This is a genomic window from Paenibacillus sp. SRL342 (assembly GCF_984798905.1).
This window is the reverse complement of the sequence record NZ_OZ481790.1, coordinates 3,081,662-3,104,536: the sequence shown is the minus strand read 5'-3', so window position 1 is coordinate 3,104,536 and position 22,875 is coordinate 3,081,662. Positions and strand designations below refer to the sequence as shown.

Annotated in this window: 17 protein-coding genes; 4 read left to right on the top strand and 13 right to left on the bottom strand. The window is 46.5% G+C overall.

Annotated features, from left to right (window positions below; translation table 11 throughout):
- Nucleotides 1-13 precede the first annotated feature (13 nt).
- From AC4E8D_RS13785 to AC4E8D_RS13765, 5 genes are all read right to left on the bottom strand, one after another.
- Nucleotides 14-730 (bottom strand): YebC/PmpR family DNA-binding transcriptional regulator, encoded by a 717-nt coding sequence (locus AC4E8D_RS13785; RefSeq protein ID WP_036608916.1) that lies wholly within the window; start codon nucleotides 728-730, stop codon nucleotides 14-16.
- 279 nt (nucleotides 731-1,009) lie between these two features.
- Nucleotides 1,010-2,731: an assimilatory sulfite reductase (NADPH) hemoprotein subunit gene (gene cysI / locus AC4E8D_RS13780; protein WP_490206345.1), complete on the bottom strand. Its 1,722-nt coding sequence runs from the start codon at nucleotides 2,729-2,731 to the stop codon at nucleotides 1,010-1,012.
- A gap of 53 nt (nucleotides 2,732-2,784) precedes the next feature.
- On the bottom strand, nucleotides 2,785-4,620 hold the full coding sequence (locus AC4E8D_RS13775) for an assimilatory sulfite reductase (NADPH) flavoprotein subunit (protein WP_490206344.1): 1,836 nt from the start codon (nucleotides 4,618-4,620) through the stop codon (nucleotides 2,785-2,787).
- Nucleotides 4,621-4,956: 336 nt separating this feature from the next.
- On the bottom strand, nucleotides 4,957-10,182 hold the full coding sequence (locus AC4E8D_RS13770; RefSeq protein WP_490206343.1) for an S-layer homology domain-containing protein: 5,226 nt from the start codon (nucleotides 10,180-10,182) through the stop codon (nucleotides 4,957-4,959).
- Between the two features lie 452 nt (nucleotides 10,183-10,634).
- Nucleotides 10,635-12,191 carry an ABC-F family ATP-binding cassette domain-containing protein gene (locus tag AC4E8D_RS13765; RefSeq protein WP_017688769.1) on the bottom strand — a complete coding sequence of 519 codons (1,557 nt, stop codon included), beginning with the start codon at nucleotides 12,189-12,191 and terminating at the stop codon, nucleotides 10,635-10,637.
- A 196-nt stretch (nucleotides 12,192-12,387) separates the two neighbouring features.
- On the opposite strand from AC4E8D_RS13765, the gene AC4E8D_RS13760 reads away from it, so the two are divergent.
- Nucleotides 12,388-12,861: an SET domain-containing protein gene (locus AC4E8D_RS13760; RefSeq protein ID WP_091031152.1), complete on the top strand. Its 474-nt coding sequence runs from the start codon at nucleotides 12,388-12,390 to the stop codon at nucleotides 12,859-12,861.
- 230 nt (nucleotides 12,862-13,091) lie between these two features.
- Here the strand turns inward: AC4E8D_RS13760 and AC4E8D_RS13755 are convergent, their stop codons facing one another.
- The 7 genes from AC4E8D_RS13755 to AC4E8D_RS13725 all read right to left on the bottom strand — a co-directional run bounded on the left by AC4E8D_RS13755 (nucleotide 13,092) and on the right by AC4E8D_RS13725 (nucleotide 19,866).
- The gene (locus AC4E8D_RS13755) at nucleotides 13,092-13,712 is read right to left on the bottom strand and encodes a DUF1349 domain-containing protein (protein WP_339308136.1); all 621 of its coding nucleotides are present in this window, start codon (nucleotides 13,710-13,712) and stop codon (nucleotides 13,092-13,094) included.
- Between the two features lie 41 nt (nucleotides 13,713-13,753).
- Complete coding sequence (locus AC4E8D_RS13750; protein ID WP_339308684.1) at nucleotides 13,754-15,100, bottom strand: dihydrolipoyl dehydrogenase family protein; 1,347 nt, start codon at nucleotides 15,098-15,100, stop codon at nucleotides 13,754-13,756.
- Nucleotides 15,101-15,150: 50 nt separating this feature from the next.
- On the bottom strand, nucleotides 15,151-16,665 hold the full coding sequence (gene opuFB, locus AC4E8D_RS13745) for an osmoprotectant update ABC transporter permease/substrate-binding subunit OpuFB (protein WP_490206342.1): 1,515 nt from the start codon (nucleotides 16,663-16,665) through the stop codon (nucleotides 15,151-15,153).
- Nucleotides 16,658-17,632: an ABC transporter ATP-binding protein gene (locus tag AC4E8D_RS13740; protein WP_490206341.1), complete on the bottom strand. Its 975-nt coding sequence runs from the start codon at nucleotides 17,630-17,632 to the stop codon at nucleotides 16,658-16,660. The genes opuFB and AC4E8D_RS13740 overlap by 8 nt, the downstream gene beginning before the upstream one ends.
- 222 nt (nucleotides 17,633-17,854) lie before the next feature.
- Entirely contained in the window at nucleotides 17,855-18,715 is an 861-nt protein-coding gene (locus AC4E8D_RS13735; protein WP_339308130.1) for an ergot alkaloid biosynthesis protein, read from the bottom strand.
- Nucleotides 18,705-19,151 (bottom strand): nuclear transport factor 2 family protein, encoded by a 447-nt coding sequence (locus AC4E8D_RS13730; protein WP_490206340.1) that lies wholly within the window; start codon nucleotides 19,149-19,151, stop codon nucleotides 18,705-18,707. The genes AC4E8D_RS13735 and AC4E8D_RS13730 overlap by 11 nt, the downstream gene beginning before the upstream one ends.
- Before the next feature lie 130 nt (nucleotides 19,152-19,281).
- The gene (locus AC4E8D_RS13725; RefSeq protein WP_490206339.1) at nucleotides 19,282-19,866 is read right to left on the bottom strand and encodes a TetR/AcrR family transcriptional regulator; all 585 of its coding nucleotides are present in this window, start codon (nucleotides 19,864-19,866) and stop codon (nucleotides 19,282-19,284) included.
- 167 nt (nucleotides 19,867-20,033) lie between these two features.
- Between AC4E8D_RS13725 and AC4E8D_RS13720 the strand changes: the two genes are divergently transcribed.
- Nucleotides 20,034-20,396 carry an iron-sulfur cluster biosynthesis family protein gene (locus AC4E8D_RS13720; RefSeq protein WP_221819572.1) on the top strand — a complete coding sequence of 121 codons (363 nt, stop codon included), beginning with the start codon at nucleotides 20,034-20,036 and terminating at the stop codon, nucleotides 20,394-20,396.
- 462 nt (nucleotides 20,397-20,858) lie between these two features.
- A complete protein-coding gene (locus AC4E8D_RS13715) occupies nucleotides 20,859-21,632 on the top strand; it encodes a M15 family metallopeptidase (protein WP_339308123.1) in 774 nt (257 codons plus the stop codon).
- A 134-nt stretch (nucleotides 21,633-21,766) separates the two neighbouring features.
- Here the strand turns inward: AC4E8D_RS13715 and AC4E8D_RS13710 are convergent, their stop codons facing one another.
- Nucleotides 21,767-22,006 carry a hypothetical protein gene (locus AC4E8D_RS13710; protein ID WP_260632639.1) on the bottom strand — a complete coding sequence of 80 codons (240 nt, stop codon included), beginning with the start codon at nucleotides 22,004-22,006 and terminating at the stop codon, nucleotides 21,767-21,769.
- A gap of 130 nt (nucleotides 22,007-22,136) precedes the next feature.
- On the opposite strand from AC4E8D_RS13710, the gene AC4E8D_RS13705 reads away from it, so the two are divergent.
- A complete protein-coding gene (locus AC4E8D_RS13705) occupies nucleotides 22,137-22,769 on the top strand; it encodes a nitroreductase family protein (protein WP_076214767.1) in 633 nt (210 codons plus the stop codon).
- The last annotated feature ends 106 nt before the right edge of the window (nucleotides 22,770-22,875 follow it).

The following is a 22,875-nucleotide window of genomic DNA, read 5'->3' as shown; positions in this document are numbered from 1 at the left end:
ACGTCTCGTTCTCTTAAACGAACTCTACGTTGTGGTAAACCTGCTGAACATCCTCAAGGTCCTCAAGCGCATCGATCAGTTTCTCGAACTGGGCTTGTGCATCCTCTGGAAGTTCAATATGGTTTTGCGCAAGCATCGTCAGCTCGGCTACTGTGAACTCAGTAATACCCGCAGCTTTGAATGCTTCTTGTACAGCGTGGAATTGATCCGGTTCTGCATATACAATGACAGCATCGTCTTCGTCCACGATATCACGTACATCCACATCTGCTTCAAGCAAAAGTTCCAGTACTTCCTCGGAGTTTTTGCCTTCTATACCGATAACCGCTGTTGGATCAAACATGTAAGCAACAGAACCACTAACACCCATGTTGCCCGCGTTTTTGTTAAACGCAGAGCGCACTTCCGGCGCTGTACGATTCACATTGTTGGTGAGTGCATCAACGATGACCATCGCACCATTCGGTCCGAAGCCTTCATAACGCAACTCTTCATAGTTCTCATCCCCGCTGCCTTTAGCTTTTTCCATCGCACGATCAATGATGGCTTTGGGTACATTATACGTTTTGGCACGTTCCAGCACGACTTTCAGTGCACGGTTCGCTTCCGGGTCCGGTTCGCCCTTCTTGGCAGCTACATAGATCTCAACGCCGAATTTAGCGTAGACCCGGCTCGTGTTTGCATCTTTTGAAGCTTTCTTTTCCTTGATATTATTCCACTTACGACCCATATCGTTTCCGCTCACTTTCAACATGTAATCTGCTTTCTACTATGCCATTATATCTTGTTGAGCGTACTTCAACAAGTTAATACACACGAAATAATGGGATTAACTGCGGTGATTATCCATCTCCATTTGAAGATTAGCCTCAGTTTATCCTCCCATAAATCTCTCAGCAGCAACTATCGTTACCTCTATTCACTCCATATATAACAGACAAGAAGCACCCCTTAAAGGAATGCTTCCGTCCTAAATCAGTCCTAATTTCAGTTCATGTTACCCGGTCAATTAAGCGTGAAATTGTCGACCATCCAACACTTCAGGAACATAACCTGCACGAATGACAAAGTCTCCGAAATGTTCCCCTTCATTACGTTCTTTGGCATACTGGTTCACCATTGGAGTTAACGTATCCAGAATCTCGGTTTCGCCAATGTTTTCTTTGTACAGCTTATTCAAGCGATGTCCGGTGAAGCTGCCACCGAGATACATATTGTATTTACCTGGTGCTTTACCGATAAATGAAATCTCTGCCAGCATCGGTCTTGCGCATCCGTTCGGGCAGCCGGTCATGCGAATGACAATCTCTTCGTCTCTCAGCCCGGCTTCGTCGAGTACAGGCTCCAGTTTATCGATCAGGGACGGCAAGTAACGTTCGGACTCAGCCATGGCGAGACCGCAAGTTGGAAGTGCAACACATGCCATGGAACTTCTGCGCAGCGCAGAATAATGTGCACCATCAGTCAGGTTATACTGCTGAATCAACGCTTCAATCTTTTTCTTTTTCTGGCTGCTGATATTACCGATGATTAGATTTTGGTTAGCAGTCAGACGGAAATCACCCGTATGCACTTTGGCAATTTCACGTAGACCCGTCATGAGCGGATAGCCGTCTACATCTTTTACACGACCATTCTGAATGAACAGCGTGTAGTGCCATCTGCCATTATTACCTTTTACCCAACCATATCGATCTCCGTTAGTATCAAAATGATACGGACGTGCTGCATCCAGTTTCCAACCCAAACGGGTAGTCAACTCTTCAATGAACCACTCCACACCACGGTCATCCAGCGTATATTTGAAACGAGCATGTTTACGAACGGCACGATCTCCATAATCACGCTGAATCATAACTGTTTTCTCTGCAACATCAATCATTTGCTCCGGCGTACAGAAACCAATGACTTTGGACACCTGAGGATAGGTTTTGGCATCACCATGAGACATCCCCATGCCGCCACCAACGGAAACGTTGAAGCCTTGCAGCTTGCCGTTCTCCACAATAGCAATAAAGCCAAGATCCTGTGAATAGACATCCACATCATTGGATGGTGGTACAGCAATGCCGATCTTGAACTTCCGTGGCAAATACACTTTGCCATAGATTGGTTCAACTTCTTCGTCCGAATCCTGGGAATCAATCACTTTCTCTCCGTCCAGCCACAGCTCATGATAAGCCCGGGTGCGAGGGTCCAGATGATTGCTCACCTGACATGCCCACTCATACACTTCAGCATGCACATCGGATTGATTCGGATTCGGGTTACACATCACGTTACGGTTTACGTCACCACATGCAGCCAGTGTGCTTAACAACGAATCATTCACTTCGCGAATGGTGTTCTTAAGATCCCACTTCAGTACACCATGCAGTTGGAAAGACTGACGTGTGGTCAGACGAATCGTCTCATTCGCATATTTATGCGCTACCCGATCCATCATCAACCACTGCTCCGGGGTTACAACCCCACCGGAAGCACGCACACGCAACATGAATTGGTATGCAGGCTCCAGCTTGGATTTGTGACGCTCGTTACGCAGGTCACGGTCATCCTGCATATAACTGCCGTGGTGTTTCATCAGACGGTTGTCGTCCTCTGGAATAGCCCCTGTGATACGATCGGCCAACGTTTCGGTCAGACTTCCGCGCAAGTAATCACTTTTGATCTTTATATCTTCCACATCGCTATTCGTGCGCTGTGGGTTAAGTAAGTTATTATAAACCATGCTGCTTTCTCCTCTCGTCTCTGCGGGATGGTGCAGTCCGGCTGGGCCGGTAATTAATAGACGTCCCGCTGATAACGTTTCTCCTGCTGTAACCGTGTCAGATATTCCGATGCCTGCTCAGACGATAAACCGCCTTCTTGTTCAAGAATCGTGGTGAGCGCAGCATGCACATCATGTGCCATTTTTTTCTCGTCACCACAGATATACACGCTTGCCCCTTCCTGAAGCCACTGGTACAGTTCTTTGCTGTGTTCCAGCATGCGATGTTGTACATACACTTTCTGTTCCGTATCACGTGAGAAGGCTACATCCATCTTCGTGAGCACACCATCTTTGAGCCAACGCTGCCACTCCGTCTGGTACAAGAAGTCAGTGGCGAAATGCTGATCTCCGTAGAACAGCCATGTCTTGCCCTCTGCTCCAGTTTCTTCACGCTCACCAAGGAAAGATCTGAACGGCGCTACACCTGTACCTGGGCCAACCATGATGATCGGTGTATCCGGGTTCTCAGGCAGCTTGAAATTCGGATTATGCTGTATATATACTGGCAGTGTGTCTCCAGCTTCAATTCGTTCAGCCAGATGTACCGAGCATACACCGTAACGTTCTCTGCCACGCGCTTCATAACGTACGGAGCGAACGGTAAGATGAACTTCATCCGGGAAAGACTTCGAACTACTCGCTATGGAGTATAGACGTGCCGGAATTTTGCGAAGAGCAGCTACGAATTCTCCGGCAGGAATCCCTTTCAGATTATAATCCTGAACCAGATCCAGCAGATCACAGCTATTCATGACTGTGCGGAATTCTGAATCATCTGCGAGTAACGCCGTCAGGCCACTCCCAGGATTCAGTTTCGCAAGTTGTTCCACGACCGGTTTCGTCACAGCTGTAATTTCAAAATAACGCAGCAACGCTTCGTGCACAGATGCCTGATCGCCGTTTTTATTCACGGTCACGCGTTCATCGGCATTCCATCCCATGGCTGCAATCAATTCCTCCACAAGGCGCGGATGATTCTCAGGGAATATCCCAAGGCTGTCACCTGGCTCGTAGTCCAGACTGGAGCCTTCCAAAGACAACTCAATGTGACGTGTTTCACGGTCCGATCCTCTGCCATTCAGATTGAGATTCTCCAACACTTCAGCCTTGAATGGATTCGTGCGATCATATTCGGATTCCCCGCCGCTCAGCGCAGCTGTAACAGCCTCAGTGGTTACCGTGCTCGCAGCAGCAGATGTACTGCTTAAGGATGCCAGTACTTCATTCATCCACTCCGCAGCTGCTTCATCAAAATCAACATCACAGTCCACGCGCGGTACAAGAGCTGTACCACCCAATTCCTGCAATCGTTTATCGAAGTCCTTACCTGTCTGACAAAAGAACTCATAGGAGGTATCTCCCAGAGCCAACACCGAGTAACGAAGTCCTTCAAGCTTTGGAGCCCGTTTGCTGTTCAGGAATTCATGCAGCGGAATCGCATTATCTGGTGGTTCGCCTTCACCATGCGTACTGACGATGATGAGAAGATTTCCAATTTTCTTGAGTCCGTTCGGTTTGAAATCTCCCATCGATGACAACGTTACCTGAAGACCTTGCTCTTCAAGTTTCTTGGCCAGCTTCTTCGATAGGCCACTGGAATTCCCGGTTTGTGAACCAAAAAGCACGGTAACTTCCCGGGATACTGGCGGAGCACTGACAGGTGCAATACCTGTAGTTGGTGCAGCCTGTACCAGGTTAGCTGGAGCCGCTATAGTCGCGCTTGTCTGAATTGCTGCAATATATCCGCTCAACCAAGTACGTTGTCCATCGGTCAATGTAGGAATAAGACGATTAAGCAGTTCAACTTGTTCTTGATTAAAAGGGCTGTTTGTCACTTGAAGTTCCACTGTTTGCCACCTCGCGCATTGCTTCGATTTTAATTCCGACTAAAATCATCACATTAATTTAATTTCTTCTCTCTAAAACCTAACACACCGGATGTTGAGGGTCAATTTCAATGATTTTATAGCATTTATCAGTTTCACTGATAAAGGACAAAAAACAACAAAAACCCTCCTTTTCAAATCAAGGACGGTTTTGTTTTATTTTTAATTTGGCGGCCAGCTCAAGTTGAAGTTGAAAGTGGAATATATGAACAAGGCTAACTCCAAAAGGCTTACTCCAACCTGAGTTCCAGGTCAAAGTAAGCCTTCTTTTTCACACGTTACGATTCTGGTGTATTATCATTTATTCCATACCAGTTTGCTCATCATCGCATATAACAATGTAGCCGATTCGGCTCGGGTTGCTTCGGCAAGTGGTTTCACCTCACCGTTGTACCCGTGGGCGATGCCCAGATCCACAAGTAATGCGACACTATCCCGGGCATAGGAGCGAATCTCGGAAGCGTCGTGGAAACGAGTAAGGTTATCTGTTGCAGCCGTCTCGGAGTCAACCAGCCCGGCCGCCGCAAGTGCCCTCACAGTCAACGTCATCATCTCCTGACGAGTGATTGTGGACTCTGGCAGGAAGCGCCCGTCACCGGTGCCACTGGTGATACCTAGCGAACGCGCAGCTGTAACTGCTTCGTAATACGGAGCATTTTCGTTTACATCAGAGAACGCATTCCCGGAAGAAGCATTCAAGCCCAGCGCAGTCATCAACCATTGCATGTATTGGCCGCGGGTCATCTCCTGTTTTGGATGTAACTGCGTGGAATCACCACTTGCCTCTGCATCAATTACACCTCGGACAGCCAAAGCCTCCATTGCTTTCTTGGCCCACTGCACTTCTGCAAGATCTGCGAATGTCTGCTCTACAGGCACAACAGCATAATTTCCTGTGAGTGATGTTACGGAAAATACAAGTTGCCCGCTTTTTGGATCGTAGTAACTTTGCGGCAATGGAGTTGCCGTACGGTTCGCGCCAATGGCAAATGCTACAATCCGATCCTGCTGAGCATTTTGTGAGGATTGAAATGGCAGACGAAGTATTAACTGGCTTTCCGATGGCCATGGTTGACCATCCAGTTGAAGTTCAAGCTGGACTCCATATTGCGTGCCAAGCTGATCTGCGACTGTTTGTGGTAACTCCGTTCTGACCAATCGGATTGATGCAATCCCATCACCAACTATATCCTTTGTTAACAGTGTCGCAGGAAGCTCCAACGTTCCCAGCTCTGTAACAATGTTAAACACATGTGATTCACCCTCATCTATCAACACAGAGGCAGGCAGAGACAATTCATATGCCGTCGCTCCCGAAACCGGCTTCAGCCGAAGTTCGACCAAGCGCTGGCCCGCATCTGTTGAGGGGGCAACTTTAAAAGCATCTTTAATCGTTGAAACATCCACGTTGGACTGCACTACACCCTTCTGATCAGACTGTCCCTGCAACTCCAGAACTGAACGGTCTTTCTCCGGTTTAGGTTGTGGTACAGCATTCTCTGCACTTGGGTTACCACTTCCTGACTGTCCGCCATTGTTGGCTGAACCAGAACCATTCCCTGGATTTCCACCGGAATTGCCGCCTGGATTACCGCCCGAACCAGGGTCCGTACCTCCAGGGGAAGGAACAGATGCCGGCACCTTCACTGTTAACACTATAGTCAGGGCTTTGCTGTCGTCAGAAGTTCGGGTAATTTCCAACTCCAGTGTTACTGTTGTTTCCTTAGATGGTGGGACAATCGTTCCATCGGTTTGAATGACCGACGGTACCGAACTGGAAGCGATCTTCACCGTGAAACCTTGCGGCACGGATGGTAACTTCAGTTTTTTCGCTCCTGCGGAAGGTTGTTCCAATGCTGTAATGCTTGTAGCTACATCGGCAGCGCTCTGCTGAGCCGTGTGCACCTGATAAGCGGAAGATACACCTCTTAAGGATTGCCCCGTCGCATCCAAAGCTTCCACTTTGTAATAATACTCCGTGCCGGGGTTCAGTTCACTGTCCGTGTACTCCCGCCCATTGCCACTATAGACCACCTTATACTCTCCTTGCTCACGATCTGAGCGGTATAGCTTGTAGCTTGCTGCACCAAGATGAGCATCCCAGTGAAGCGTTGCGCTCGTTGAATCCAACGCATCAGCATTAAGGCCAGCACTATCATTTACAGGTGGCGCGGCGTCAGGTTTAACGATCATAATCCAGCTAATCATCGGGTCCTGCGATGCCGTATTGCGCACGGTCAACTCCAGCTTGTTGTCCGACACGCTGATGCCTTTGTGGGCTCTAACACTGGCAGGCGTAAAAGTAACTGCTCCGGTATTGGTGCCATTGATGATGAAATTCGCTCTGCGCGAAGTATTGGTCCACGGATCGTTGAATCCGGCGTATACATCATATGTCCCGTTTGGCACATCAAATGTATAGGTCAAATCCGTGCCTTTAGGAGAATTGCTGACATTGCCACCGTTGAGATAACGTACGGTCGAGAATATATCCCCGCCATTCGAACCGGATGGCAGTGCATCTGCGCTGACATACCCCCAACTATATCCCTCAGACGGAGCGTACATCTGATCCGCCGTTTCCGGGTTCGCAAGCGTTCCCTTCATATAAGCACCCATGAGACTGTAATCAGCCGTTTCGTAACCACCACTATTCACGAAAAAAACTGTATTCTCCGGAATGACATTTACACGAACCGCCTGCTTTTTGTTGTTATATTCCGGTGTGGTTACCTGTAATGTGAGCGGTCCTGGCTTGGCAAAATCTTCTGCCGTCATGGCCCGGTTATCAACCGTCCAGACTGCTGGCGTTGATACCAGTGCTCCACCCTCGCGCACATTCAACGTTGTTGGCAGGGATGGTACTTTGCCTAGCGCCACGGCTTCTGGCAAGGGATCAGCAATATCTACCTTGCCCATCGAATTCAGCAGATCAGGTGTCCAGCTGTTATACCACTTGATCGCGATGTCGGAGCCTATTCCAAACTCAATTGGCAAGAACACGTATTTTGCAGCATCATTCGAGAAATTGCCACCATTCCACGTATCCCCTACGTAAATGAATTTGCCTTTTTCCGGATCGACCGGAATGACGGATGTGGTCTGTGTGCCAAATGCCTTGCCTGGATCGGGATCAGTTGGCAACGTACGCACGAACGGATTGGTCTGCGTTGACCACGGGCCAAAAATGTTATCCGCCACCGTCACTTTGTTTTCGTTAGGGGCCCAACCGGAAGCTCCGGAAGTCAAAATATAATATTTCCCCTGATACTTGAACATCGCCGGTGCTTCACGTTGCCCTCCCGGGAACACTCGCACGTAATCGACGCCGTATTCCGCCTGATAGGTGGAATCTCGTACCGGATTGCCTTTGTCATCCGTTCGTCCTTCCTTATGCCACCCTGTTACGTCACTATAGTCTTCATTCAGTTTGGAGATATATAACGTCAGGTTTTCTTCGCTCGAGTAGATCAGGTAACCGGTACCGTCATCATCCTTGAACAACGTCATGTCACGTGCCATACCCCGGTCGCTTGGGAAGAAATCTTTCTCCCCTTCGGGAGCTCTGTCCATCCGGTAACTCTTCTGATACACAAAAGGCCCTGTTGGAGAGTCGCTGATCGCATAACCGGCTCGCGCCTTACCGTAATTCGCATTATCGTTATAGGGGTCCTTGTCGCCGTCCATGTGAGCCCACATCACGTATTTCTTCGTTTTGTCGTTGTAGATGACCTTTGGTCGTTCAATAATCCGTCCTTTGCGGATATCTGCCCAGATATCCACGCGGTCTTCACGCCCCGCATACAATTCGGAGATCAACGGGTCATTGTCAAAATCATCCATGGATTGAAGTGTCGTTAGAGCCATGCCTCGGTCCGTCCAGTTCATCAGATCCTTGGATGAATACACACGCACACCAACCGCTGGCCATCCGCCCGTGTGGTATTCACCATACCAGTAATACATCTCCGTCTGTTCATCATAGAAAAAGCCTGCCCCATGCGCATCAATCGGCTTACCGTCCAGATCCGGCCACAGTTGCCCCGGTGTAATGCTTGTACGAATCGTCGTAACACCCAACGGTGCGGATGCTGGAGAAGTTACGCCGTCCACGGTCGCCTGGATGATGTAAAAATATCCTGTGCCCATCGTCAGACCGCCATCGTTAAACGTGTTTTCATTGCCGCTATAGACCTGCTGATACGTACCCGTAGCACTGGTTGCACGGGACACGATATACGTTACATCAGATCCAGGCAAGACATTCCACCCCAGAGAGATTGATGTGTCCGTCACAGCTGTGGCAGCGAACTCTGCTGGAGAGTCAATGGAGTATGTCGTGGCTTCTGCAACAGTGAATGCTGACTCCCCAGCTGCGTTATAGGCTGTTACGCGATAGTTGTAGCTGTTGCCCGGCTCAAGTGCATTATCCGTGAATGTGAGCCCTTTACCTTCATAGATTTGCTCGTATTGCTCACTGCCAGCTTTGGCCCGAATCACGCGATAACCAGTTGACTTGTCCACGGCGGACCAAGATAGCTTCACGCTTGTTGCGTTGAGTGCTTCGGCCTTTAATTCGCCAGGAGCCTGTGGTGCCGATGCTGTCGTCCGAACTTCCAGCGGAGCAGTCCATAATGATTCGGTTAGACCTCCGTATTCATAAGCCAGCTTGTAATAATACACCGTATCCCCGCTCAATCCTTCATCCGTGTGTTCCAAAGTTCCGGTACTGGTTACCAGGGAATAGCCGCCTTCAGGCGTAGAGGAACGGTACAAGCGATAGGCTGATGCTCCCGCGATTTCAGACCATTGCAGTGAAACCGAAGACGCCGTCTGCTCAGCAATGGAGAGCTGAATATCGTTCCCAGGCGGCTGCTCGGCAATGATTACGTCATCTGCATGTAACGACTGCCACTTATTCCGAATGCCCACGGTACCTGACCCGTATGTAGTATCGACCAGATCAAATACCAACTGATCGGAGCCGTTTTCCGCGATATACCCGCGAATGGTGGTACCTGATAACACCACTTTGAGTGTGTACCATGTATCTTTGGCAAACGCATAGTCCACCGTGTTCAAAGTTGTGTCTGATCCGTTTACCCGTTTGGAGAAAACGAGTTTATTATTGGGAACATGCATTTGAAAATAGTAAAAGTTGCTCTTATCCTGAAACCGCGGCAAAATGCCCGGAAATCCTTTACCTTCTCCTGTATAAAAGCGCATGGACACGGTCATGTCCGACATGGAGTCTCCAGTAGAGATGATGCCTTCATTGGTATCGCTCTGGAAAAGCGTAAAGTTGGACGCATCTGTCGGGTCAGCGAACACTTCCCAGTTGCCTGAGCTTACGTTCCACGCGGGTGATTCCGTGTAATTCCCATCCGAAAAATCGTCCTGCAACAACGTGGCGGGTATACTGCTCAGATCGGCATACGCCTTACTCGGTAGCATCAACGGTCCCGAAGACAGCGCAAGTGTTGCTGATAACATAAATATCATGGGTTTCCTGAGTTTAGCCAATGTTCATTCTCTCCTTTGGCGTGAAAGATGAAAGCATGGTTCTTGAACGCGTGGTGTTGTTGTTCAGCCTATCCTCAGCAACCAGTGGTCAGTAACGAGTTTTGTCCACCTCCTTATTTTAATGAAACCGGTTTCATTTGAATGCAAAAAAAGACCCGTCTTCCCTTCTAAGTGCAATGATACCCATACGGAATACCGTGTTTTCTTTGCCCCTATGCAGTGAAACAGGTTTCTAATATATAAATGTAATTGCTTTCCTGAATTATATTATTGCCTTATTCAAGCTGTCAACTGTGCATTGGGCTCAAACATTTTTCGTTAAAACCACACAAAAAAGGCGCGAGTTCTGCTTGTTTTGCAAGCAAAATTCGCGCCTTTTCTCACGCTTCGAGCTTGTTCGCAAGCTCGCACATGATTCGTAATCAAAAGCGGACTTCTTGAACAACCTCTATTTAGAATACTTTTGTTGTCCAAGACTCACAGTTCCACGTCTCCGTAACGACATCACGGTAGAATTCCGGTTCGTGGGAGATTAGAAGAATACTGCCTTTGTAAGCCTTGAGCGCACGTTTCAACTCTTCCTTGGCATCAACGTCCAGATGGTTCGTCGGCTCATCGAGCACAAGTAGGTTGGTTTCATTATTGATCAGCTTACAGAGACGCACTTTAGCTTTCTCGCCACCACTTAGTACAGCTACCTTGCTCTCAATGTGTTTTGTAGTCAAACCACACTTTGCAAGTGCAGCACGCACCTCGAATTGGGTATATGAAGGGAACTCCTGCCAGATCTCTTCAATACATGTATTGTAGTTGGCATCCTTCATCTCTTGCTGGAAGTAACCAATCTCCAGATGTTCACCACGTTGAACGGTTCCTTCCAGAGCTTGAATTTCACCCAGAATACTGCGCATCAGGGTTGTTTTACCGATTCCGTTCGCACCAACAAGGGCAATCTTCTGTCCGCGCTCCATACGCAGATCCAGTGGTCTGGACAACGGTTCGTTGTATCCAATTACAAGACCTTTAGTTTCGAAAATGAGCTTGCCAGATGTTCTTGCATCACGGAAGTTGAACTGCGGTTTCGGTTTCTCCTTGGCGATCTCGATAACATCCATCTTGTCGAGTTTCTTCTGTCTGGACATCGCCATATTGCGTGTTGCTACACTTGCTTTGTTACGCGCCACAAAATCCTTAAGGTCAGCAATCTCTTGTTGTTGGCGTTTGTACGCCGACTCCAGCTGCTGTTTTCTCATCTCATGCACTTCCTGGAAATGATCATAATCGCCTACATAACGAGTTAGATTCTGGTTCTCCATGTGATAGATCAAGTTGATAACACTGTTCAGGAACGGAATATCGTGGGAGATCAGAATAAAAGCATTCTCATATTCCTGCAAATAACGTTTCAACCATTCGATATGCAATTCATCCAAATAGTTCGTAGGCTCATCGAGGAGCAAAATATCGGGTTTTTCCAGCAGCAGCTTGGCAAGCAGTACTTTGGTACGCTGTCCACCACTCAGGTCATTGACGTCTTTATCCAGACCGATATCCGTCAGACCCAGACCACGTGCGGTTTCATCCACTTTGGCATCGATCATGTAGAAATCCTGGTTTGTCAGCGTATCCTGAATCGTACCCACGTCTTCAAGTAGTTGTTCAAGTTCCTCCGGGGTAACATCGCCCATTTTGCCATACATATCATTCATTTCCTGTTCCATGTCGAACAAATACTGGAACGCGCCACGAAGTACGTCACGGATCGATTGGCCTTTGTTTAATACAGCATGCTGGTCCAGATAACCAACACGCATCCGTTTGGACCACTCTACCTTGCCTTCATCCGGCTGAAGTTTTCCTGTAATAATGTTCATGAAGGTGGATTTACCTTCACCATTGGCCCCGATCAGACCAATATGTTCGCCCTTCAACAGGCGGAATGAAACGTCGTTAAAGATAGCACGGTCACCAAAACCGTGACTTAATTTTTCTACATTTAATATGCTCATTCATGACACCTTTTCTATATAGACTTAATTCTTTGTATATTATAAGCGTTATATCCTGCACAACTCAACGCCATATTAAAAATATTGCACCTTTTTGTCTGAAATTTGCCTTATATGAAAGTATGGGTTAAAATTTTGCCTTAACGAATTACTATTATATAGAACGGAGCTCTTCGAAGAGCATCAGGTGAACAATATGATTGAAGTGAAACAATCCAAGTTGGGTGATGGTGGTGAGTTTAACCGCGGGGTATTTGCTACCGTTGATATTGCCAAAGGAACGCTTATTCATCAGGCACCCGTTGTGCCTTACCCAAATGAAGATCATGAGCATGTGGAAAAAACGATTCTGGAAGATTACGTGTTCGAATATGGGGCGAATCATACCGCTATTTTGCTCGGTTACGGCAGTCTGATCAACCACTCCTATGAACCCAACGCTACTTATGATATCAATTTTGATAACCACACCTTTGACTTCTACGCGTATACAGACATCAAGGCTGGTGAAGAAATCGTAATCAATTACAACGGTGAGGAAGATAGTATGGACCCGTTATGGTTCCTTGATGATTACGAGGAGCGTATGCTTGAGTTCAATAAGTCCAATGATGATGAGGGTGAAAAAGAGACCGAACCCCAGTCCCTGGATACGGACACGAGTAAATAAACGTTAAACTCAAGTAAAGTTCGCAAGTACTCTATTGTATGTGGGAAAAGAACTCACTGACCCCGGTGAATGATGAAACGAGTAACTGGAGACTTTTAACAGTCCAAAGTTTAAACACACAAATAAGCAAGTCCTCCGTTAATGGAAGACTTGCTTATTTGTGTTGTCTTGCTTTCTAAGCCAGATACACCTGTTCATGTTTCATTGTTTATCGTGCATCTGAACTTGTTTTAATCCGTAATCGGCGGATCTGTATGCAAGTCTTGATCGGGTGTCGTGGATCTCCACTTGGTAAAGGCTACCTCGAACCCTGCACGCTTTGGTGAACACAGAAATGGACCTGCATGTTTGTTCGTTGGATAGGCAAACCGTGCAACCCGAATCGTACGCCAAGGATGCTCATCTGTGCGAGCACGAATGACAACAGCCTCATTACTGTAGGAGGCTCTGATTGTTACGATTCGTCCACCCCACTCTGGCACAGGAGAGAGTGACCAATCTGAATACGTATCCGTCACGACAGCTCCAACATGTGCCACGCCATCATTAACCTCAACTCCGGCCTTGATCCATTGGTCTTCTCCGTACCATAACATTAGTCCAGCCTGATCATACAATTGGGTGAATGAGCTTAGATCAAACGATACCTCAATCGCTTCCGTTCCGTCCCATGGAGCAAGCATGGCATGTCCATCCCGATGACAGAACCCGTAGAATGTGTTCTCCCAGAAGTCACTGCCTTCCCGAGCTTCCACAACGAAACGATCCCCATCCATCCGTGCAGCAACGGGTTCCTTTGTCCACTTGCCTTCATGAAGCCCAATAAAATCCGATGACATCGTTGTTTTCATCCTTCCTTCCGTCCCAAAGGGGAGTTCATTCATCATCACTTCTAAATTAAAGAACCCACGTCCGATGCAGCAGTAGGATATGCAAAATTCATGGTGTTTAACTGATCGATAGTCAGATTGAACTGAATCGCCATTGCAAAAAGGTTGATCAATTCTTCTGTTTTGCTCCCGAGCACATGCGCACCCAGAATACGTCCGGTTGATTTGTCGATCACCACTTTGGCCATGGCAAATTTTTCATGAGTTCGCTTGTAAGTATACCATTTCGACATATCATTAACCTGCACCTCGTAGCCCTCTTTTTTGGCTTGTTCCGTGCTCATACCTACAGCTCCAAGGGCAGGGACAGTAAACACAATGGAAGGCATCACTTTATAATTTGGTTTGTGTTGATTTCCCTCCAACAAATTGAACGATACAGCCCGGGATTCCTGACCTGCTAACGGGGTTAAAGGCAACCCTTTTGTATCCGTTACATCGCCAGCAGCATACACTCTCGGATTACTTTCACTTTGCAAGTACTCGTTCACCGTAATCCCCTTTTTGCTGTAGCTGACGTTGGCTTTCTCCAATTCCAGCCCATCCACATTAGGAACACGCCCGGCTCCATGAACGACAAGTCCGCACTGCCACTGGTGATCTGCACCATTACGTGTGCCATGAACAACATAGGCGTTCCCCTCTTGCCGTATGGACTTCACCTCCGCGTTCAAGTGAACATGAATGCCGATCTCTTTTGATTTTTGCAACAAAGATTCTACAAGCTCCGCATCAAACGATTTCAGAGGCTGCTCACTCCGATGCAGGATATGAACTTCCGTCCCGGCTCTGGCCGCAATATGCGCAAACTCAAATGCAATGTATCCACCGCCTACCAGAACTAATCGATCCGGCAGCTGTTCCAGATCCAGAAAGTCATCACTATATATAAGATGCTCTGAGCCCTCAATCTCAAGTGGCGCAGGTGTTGCACCGGTAGCAATCAGGATGTGTTTGCCATGGAGCACTTCTTCTCCAATTTGAATATGGTCTTCATCGACAAATGAAGCTTTACCATGGAACGTATCCATTCCGGCCTGTTTGAATTGATCTTCACTTGCTCTAGGTATGCTCTCGGTAAAGGTGCGTTTAAAGGCCATAAGTTCAGACCAGTTGATGGTCGCCTGTCCCTGAATTCCTTTCCCTTGCATCCGTTCATTCCAGTCAATCAGCTCAGCCGCTCCAGCCAGCACTTTCTTGGGATCACAGCCACGCAGTGCACACGTTCCGCCGAACTCACGTTCATCAATTACAGCAACTCTCCAGCCAGCTTCAGCGCAACGGGTGATTACAGAGCTTGCCGCGCTTCCTGTGCCAATCGCAATCAAGTCATACGTTTCTTGTGTCATCATGGTTCCTCCTCATCCTTTTGGTACATCTATTGCAGGGATGCCTGAAGTTACAACAATCCGGCCTGTTTAAGGTATTCTGCTGCAACCTGTTCAGGATTCTCGCCCTCTACGTTCACGTCATAGTTCATCTGACGCATCTCATCATCCGTAATTTTGCCAGCAAGCTGATTCAGCACCTCAACCAGTTGTGGATATTGATCTGCCGTTTCTTGACGAAGCATCGGCGCGCCTTGATACGGTGGGAATAATTCCTGGTCATCTTCCAGCACAACGAGTTCATATTGTCTCAACTCACTATCTGTGGAATAGGCATCTACCAGATTGATATCGCCACGTTGAACAGCACCATAGCGAAGCTTGGGTTCCATTGTTGCCACGTTCGGGAATTCAATCCCATACTTCTTCTGAATGCCAAGGTAACCGTCTTCCCGATCCGAGAATTCAAGGGTAAATCCTGCCTTCATCTGCTGTTCCACCGGTTTGAGATCCGAAATGGTCTTGAGATTGTATTGATCTGCGATGCTCTTTGGAACAGCCAACGTATACGTATTGTTATAATCCATAGGGTTCAGCAGCACCATGTTGAACTGGCTCAGCATTCCGTCTCTGGCTTGTTCGTAGACCTCTGTTCGATCCGTACTCACAGCAGTTTCCTTCATAAATTCGGAGATCGTTGTCCCAGTGAATTCAGGATAGATATCAATATCACCCGACTTGAGTGCATTGAAAAGGAATGGCGTTTTGCCTAATCCGGGTTTTAGTTCAACGGTCAGGTCTGTATCTTTTTCAATCAGCAATTTGTACATATTAATGAGAATTTCGGGTTCCGCTCCCAATTTCCCGGAAATGACAAGATCCTTCTGTCCACCACGTGCCACGAAGGGAATGGTAATCACAAGTATCGCGATCAGAGCCAGCGATCCAAGGGTAACCAGTGTTTTCTTGAAGGATAACCGTTGGAACTGACGCAATAGTACATCAAACAAAATCGCCAGCAAGGCGGCCGGAATGGCTCCAAGGATGATCAGTGCCGTATCGTTCCGATCAATGCCCAGCAAGATTAATGCCCCCAAACCTCCTGCGCCAATCAAAGCAGCAAGTGTCGCCGTTCCTACAATCAGGACCATCGCGGTCCGAATTCCGGCCATAATGACAGGCATCGCCAGTGGCAGTTCCACTTTGATTAGACGTTGCCAACTATTCATGCCCATCGCATTTGCCGCTTCGACCATGGATGGATCAACTTCGGATATGCCTGTGTACGTGTTGCGAAGTACGGGAAGCAGCGCATACACCACCAGTGCAATAATTGCAGGAAGTGTGCCTATGCCGAATAACGGGATGAGCAATCCGAGAAGCGCCAAGGAAGGTATCGTCTGCAACACAGCCGTAACCCCTATAATTGGTTCAGCCACTCTTGGTTTGCGTGTAAGGTATATACCAAGCGGAATAGCGATGAGGACAGCAAAGAACAAGGCGATAAATGAGATCTGAATATGTTCCAGCAGAGCAGACAACAACTGACCTTTGCGCTCACTGAACACCTCCGTGAATCTATTCATGTCCTTCACCTCGTTCCTGTAACTGACCAGACCAGTATTTCATCAGATCAACTCGACTTATCTCGCCAATAATCTGGCGGTTATTTTCAACCAGCAGATGGTCATGGGAAGCCATGATATCAACTAACTCCGTCAACGTAATGGATACAGGAACGGCAGTTTTGGCTGATTTAGGCACATGACCCGGTGAGAGTGGTGACATGATGGATTCGAGATCAAAATCAGATTGTGAACTTGTATCGGTGTTAGCACTTCCAACAAATTCACGTACGAAATCATTAGCTGGCTGTCGGATCAGTTCTTCCGGGGTGCCTACCTGCAAAACCTGTCCATCCTTCATAATGCAGATGCGATCCCCCAGCTTCATCGCTTCCTGAATATCATGGGTGACAAACACAATTGTTTTTTTCATCTGACGCTGGATATCCAAAATATCGTCCTGTAATTTCTCCCGACTCATTGGATCGAGTGCACTGAACGGTTCATCCATCAAAACTATCTCGGGATCAGCAGCGAGTGCACGCAACACACCAATTCTCTGCTGTTGTCCTCCAGATAACTCGGACGGTTTACGCTCACTGTACGTATCTCCGTGCAAACCCACCATGTCCAGTAACGTATGTACACGCTCCTTGATTTGATCTGACTTCCATTTTCGCAGTTCAGGAACAACCGCAATATTTTCGGCAATGGTCATATGGGGGAATAGTGCAATCTGTTGCAGTACATATCCGATATTCCAGCGCAATTCGTGAATGTTGTATTCATCGATTGGGCGTTCATTAATGCGCACTATTCCATCTGTTCGTTCAATCAGGCGATTGATCATTTTGAGCATGGTGGTTTTGCCACACCCACTCGGACCAATCATGACAAATAATTCTCCCTTGTTAATGTTGAGGTTAACCTGACGCAAAGCCGTTGTTCCATCAGGATATTGTTTCGATACATTTTCGAACTGAATCATTCGCTCTCTTCGCCCCTTTATCTAGGGCGTGTCTCAGACACGCCCTAACATTCATTCTCATCTATTTCCCCAAAAGTGAGTTCGTATAATCACTGCTTTCCGTAGTGACCCAGGTTAGAGAGAGATCCATATTCGAATCAACGATGTCAACATGCTGGCAGACATGCAAAAAGACGGGCACTAGGCACCGTCTTCTCATTGAATATGAAAATATTTCTTCCATTATTCCCATACTTCCATATGATTTAGAATAAATTGCTCGAATGAAATCGGGTTATTCCCCGTTAATTTTTTCACCGTATCCGTCCTTTGATCTTCTCTCCCCTCCTCCCGGATAGGCACATCCAGTCCTGCGAGGGCAGCAGCGTATTCTTCTGACATTCCTGCGCGAATCATGCTGTTCCTCAATTCATTATCGGACAAAGATTCATGCTGAATGGACTGACCCAGTACACGGCTCAAGACGTCTGCAACCTGTCCATAGGACAACGTCTCTGGCCCTGTAATGATATGCTCCGTATTATGAGGGACAACATCTGTCAGAGCATGGAAGGCCACCGCTGCGATATCATCTGCACTAACAAATCCAATTTTCCCGTCACCCGTAGCACTGTATATTTTCCCAAGTTGTTTCGTCGTCTCCCGATGCGGCCCCTCCGTAAAGTTCTCCATAAAATAGGAAGGCTGCAATACAGCCCACTCAGGAGCATGGGCTTTTAAATATTGATGTACTTTGCCAAAAATAGGACCATCCTCATCAATTGAAGCACTGCCAAGCAAGACAAATCGCTTAACGCCGTTCCACAATGCTTCCTTGATGAACGGAATCATGACGTCTTCTGGGGTCATGTCCATGACTGGCACAACAAGATACACCTGGTTCACATTTTTCAGCGCCGGCGCATATGTCTCGGAATCATACCAATCAAAATAGACATAATTATCGGCAGAACCAGAAAGAGATGTTTTCGTTCTTCCTGCCAAACGCACCGGATATTGATGCTTTTGAAGTATGGCCGCAACACGGCTTCCTGTTTTTCCATTAGCTCCCGTAATAAGTGTCAACGGTTTATCATTGATCATGCTTGTTTCCTCCTAAGTCCGATTCGAGTACGACCATCGGATTCCAATAGTCTTTATAATGTATAATTTTTCCATTAGAGTGGCTCACTACAGAGATGTACGTTTGGTTGTATGGCTTGCCTGTAACTAATGAACGCCCTTTACAAGTAAATTCAGCCACAAACTGTTGTTTCGTGGAATCAGCCAAGATCACCGGTTCAGAAAACTGCTGGATTTCAATCATCCCCAGCAGATTATGAAGATGATTCGTAATTGCGGCTTTGCCTTCCAGTTTCTGAGGATATCCTGCTGGTGCATATGGGAATTCGAAGATAGCTTCAGATGTATATAGCTCCAACCACTGTTCCAGTTTTCCTTCCAGTAGCAATTGAGTAAATCCATGCATGATTCGATACGGTATACTATTGCCCGCTTCCAATTGCTGAGATTGTGTCATCCTTACATCCTCCTTCAGTTTGTTTGGCGCTTTTTCCAGACCAATCGGTCTATAATAGTCAAAAAATAAACGCCCTAAGCGTTCATTTTCAAAAAAACGTAAAGAATTCTTAATCAAATCATGTAAAACGCTAATCCATTGCCCTTAGGGTCATCTGTACAAAATCCCGCAGCGCTTCTGCACTTGCACCACTCTTCGCCGTAAAGGTCAATGAGAGTCGGGAATAATTCAGAAAACGGGCAAGCCCGGGCAATTCTTCCTCTGTGTGCTTCAATTCTCCACTCTTCTGGCCTCGTAACAATGCACTATGAAAAACATCTTCCATTTGTTGGTTAGTGGTTTGAATAAAGGCTGCGATTTCGTGATTTTGTGGTGCCTGTTCAACCGCGCTATTAATGATGAAACATTCATTACGACGTTCGTCGTCTATCAACACGTTAACCGCTTCGTTAAACAACTGTGCCACGCCTTGCCTCACACTTGTACATTCGTTTAATAGTCTAATCCCCGCCTCTGTCTTCTGCTGAATATAGAATTTAAGAGCAGAGACAAATAAATCATGTTTAGTTCCGTAGGTGTCATACAGGCTTTGCCTCGCAATACCAAGTTCACTCAACAGTAAGCTCAAAGATGTACCTTCATAACCGTACGCTCCAAATACAGACGTTGCTTTTCTTAGAACGGTCTCCGTGTCAAACTCCTTGGCTCTTCCCAATTTCAGACCTCACCTCCCTATTCATTAACTAAAGAATACCTTTTCCAGACTGATCAGTCAAGAAAATAAATGCTTTGATTTTTGCCAAAGTGGTATAATGGGAATAGAAGCTGAATGAATTCTTTTACCACTTACTACCATGACCACATATAAAGGAGTGTACCTATATGTATATTCAAATTACAGATTTGGCTGCAAAACGATTGACGGAAAGCCTGAATGACCAACTTGGATATTTCAAAGTGATCTATGACCTGGAAGGTTGCGGATGTAACGGAGTTATCGCTATTATCATTGTTGATGAACTTGCGGCTCTCGACGCGCAGATTGAAACCAATCTGGTTCCGTTCTATGTTGACCCGAAGCAGCAGCTAAACCTAGAACAACACATGAAGCTGGATACAGAAGAGAATTATCCTTCTTTCAAATTAAGCAGTGATTCTGGTGTGCTCAGCGCCAACGTTCGCGTTCGTGATACCCGTGCAGTAACTGCGGGAAACTCCGGTGGATCCGATGCTTGCATGTTGTAACACAGTTTCCAGCATACTTGAAGTAATCTAGTATTATCTCTCTTCACATCAAAAGCCGTTGCATCTAATGCAACGGCTTTTTTAACGTTCTTTTCCTTATATGCCTCTATCAGAGTTGCAAAAAAGACTCTATAAAAGATAAACTAAACATTTACACGAAACGGAGAGGACAGAAAGAACCTGAAGAAGCGAAGCGTTCGCCTAAAAGCTTTCTGTAAGAAAGCTGCATCGGAAGCATACGCTATCACAAGATTTTCACCATTATAAAATTGAATCAAAAAAATCAGGGGATAACAGCGATCGGAAGGTTGTTCTGTCATCGAAGTGGCAAGGTAAATATCCTCTAGTTAGATTTTATAGCAAACTTTGTTTACAACTCGGAAACAATTGGAGAACCTATGGATATAATCCTCTAGTATACTCGGTATATAGATTCATATATTCCGAGGAGGAACACACATCATGAAATCTTTCACTCGTAAATCCATCATATCTACAATTCTCGTAGGCTCTGTTGTAGCAGGTTCTGCTTTTACTACGTTTCCCATCACTTCAAGCCTGAATCCCATCGCGTCTGCGGCAAGCTCTAGCTTCACTCAATTTCTGCATGACAATGCACCTGGTCGTACGATCAAAACGATTAAAAATGTGGCAACTGTGACCAATGTGTCCAGTACAGTTGTACTTGTCAATAAAAAGAGAAATCTGCCTTCAACTTATACACCTCAAGATTTGGTTGTGCCTAATATTCCTTTTAGCTTCTCAGGCTCCAGTCCGAAGAAACAAATGCGTAAAGTGGCTGCAACAGCGCTAGAGAAACTATTTGCCGCTGCCAAAAAAGAAGGCATTGATATCAAAGCGGTGTCTGGCTATCGTTCTTATGCGACCCAGAAATCGATCTTTGACCGTAATGCCAGTATCAAAGGTGAAGCTGTTGCCAATAAAACAAGTGCTCGGCCAGGACAAAGCGAACATCAGACTGGTCTAGCTATGGATATCTCCAGCGCTTCGGCTGGTTATGATCTTCAGCAAAGCTTTGGCAACACCAAAGAAGGCAAATGGCTGAAAGCCAATGCCCACAAGTACGGTTTCATCATCCGTTATGGCAAAGATCAGGAGAAATTGACTGGTTACTCCTATGAGCCATGGCATGTACGTTATGTAGGGGTGTATATTGCTGGTGAGATTACCAACCAGAAACTTACGCTGGAGCAGTATTTGGAACGTGCCAAATAAGGCAGGTTTGAGCCCAAAGCCTAAACAGTTATTGGATTAGATAAAAGAAGCGTGACTATAGATAACATGACTGAAGGAGAAGATGGGGCCGCAACTGGCCCTCTTCTGCTTCAATTTTTCATTTACACACTTCATCATGTCCCAACGATTTTTCTGAAGACCAGTGGCAGTCTCTTCAGACCTTCTGTTCCAGCCCAAGAGCCTACTCCAGCAAGTATTGCATTTTGGCACAAATAAAGTGCGACATTGTACACGATGGGGCCTAGAATAATCTCCACTACTACAAAACGTTTTAACGTCGAAGATTGGATTACATATACCCGAAATTCATGAGGGTCATGTCCTCCCATATACCTTGCGATCAATGCTTTCATGAATCACCTCTAGTGTTTTATTTTAGCGTATGGCAGACAATCCTTGTCTTATTCTAAAATAATACTTACATAAAGTAACTAAGTGTGTTATAGTCAGTTTATAAATCATACATAAGCGAGGGAAACTACCATGAGTGAGTTGGAGAATCTGGTCAAAAACCGTAGATCGGCCGTTATTTTTGAAGAAGGAATTGAAATTTCGGATTCGGAACTGCAAGAAATGTTTGCCCTGAACAAATTTGCACCATCTGCCTTTAATCTGCAACACACGCACTATCTTGTGATTAAAGACGAGGAACAGAAAGAGAAAGTCTATGAAGCTTCCCAGCAATATAAGGTAAAAACAGCTTCTGCGGTCATCGTGGTACTGGGCGACGTCAACGCTCATCACCATATCCGCACGATTAACGAAGGCCTGCTGAACCTAGGCGCTCTTACTCCGTTCCAATACGAGCAGGAATCCCAAAGTGTCACCGAATTTTACGAATCTCGCGGCAGATTCTTCCAACGTGAGGATGCGATTCGCAATGCCAGCCTGTCTGCCATGCAATTGATGCTGATCGCTCAGGATCGCGGATGGGACACTTGTCCAATGATTGGCTTTGACTCGGAAGAACTGCAACGGAGTCTGGAAATCCCTAACCATTACGTACCGGTTATGCTGATCACCATCGGCAAAAAGTCGGAAGCCAAACAGCGCCCACGCGGTTACCGTAAACCGATTAACGAATATGTTAGCTTCAACAAAATGCACGCTGAATAACATATAATATAACAAATTATATAAGTTGAACTAACATTTACACTATAACGGAGAGGACAGAAAAAACCTGAAAAAGCGAAGCGTGCGCCTTTATCCCCGGATTTTC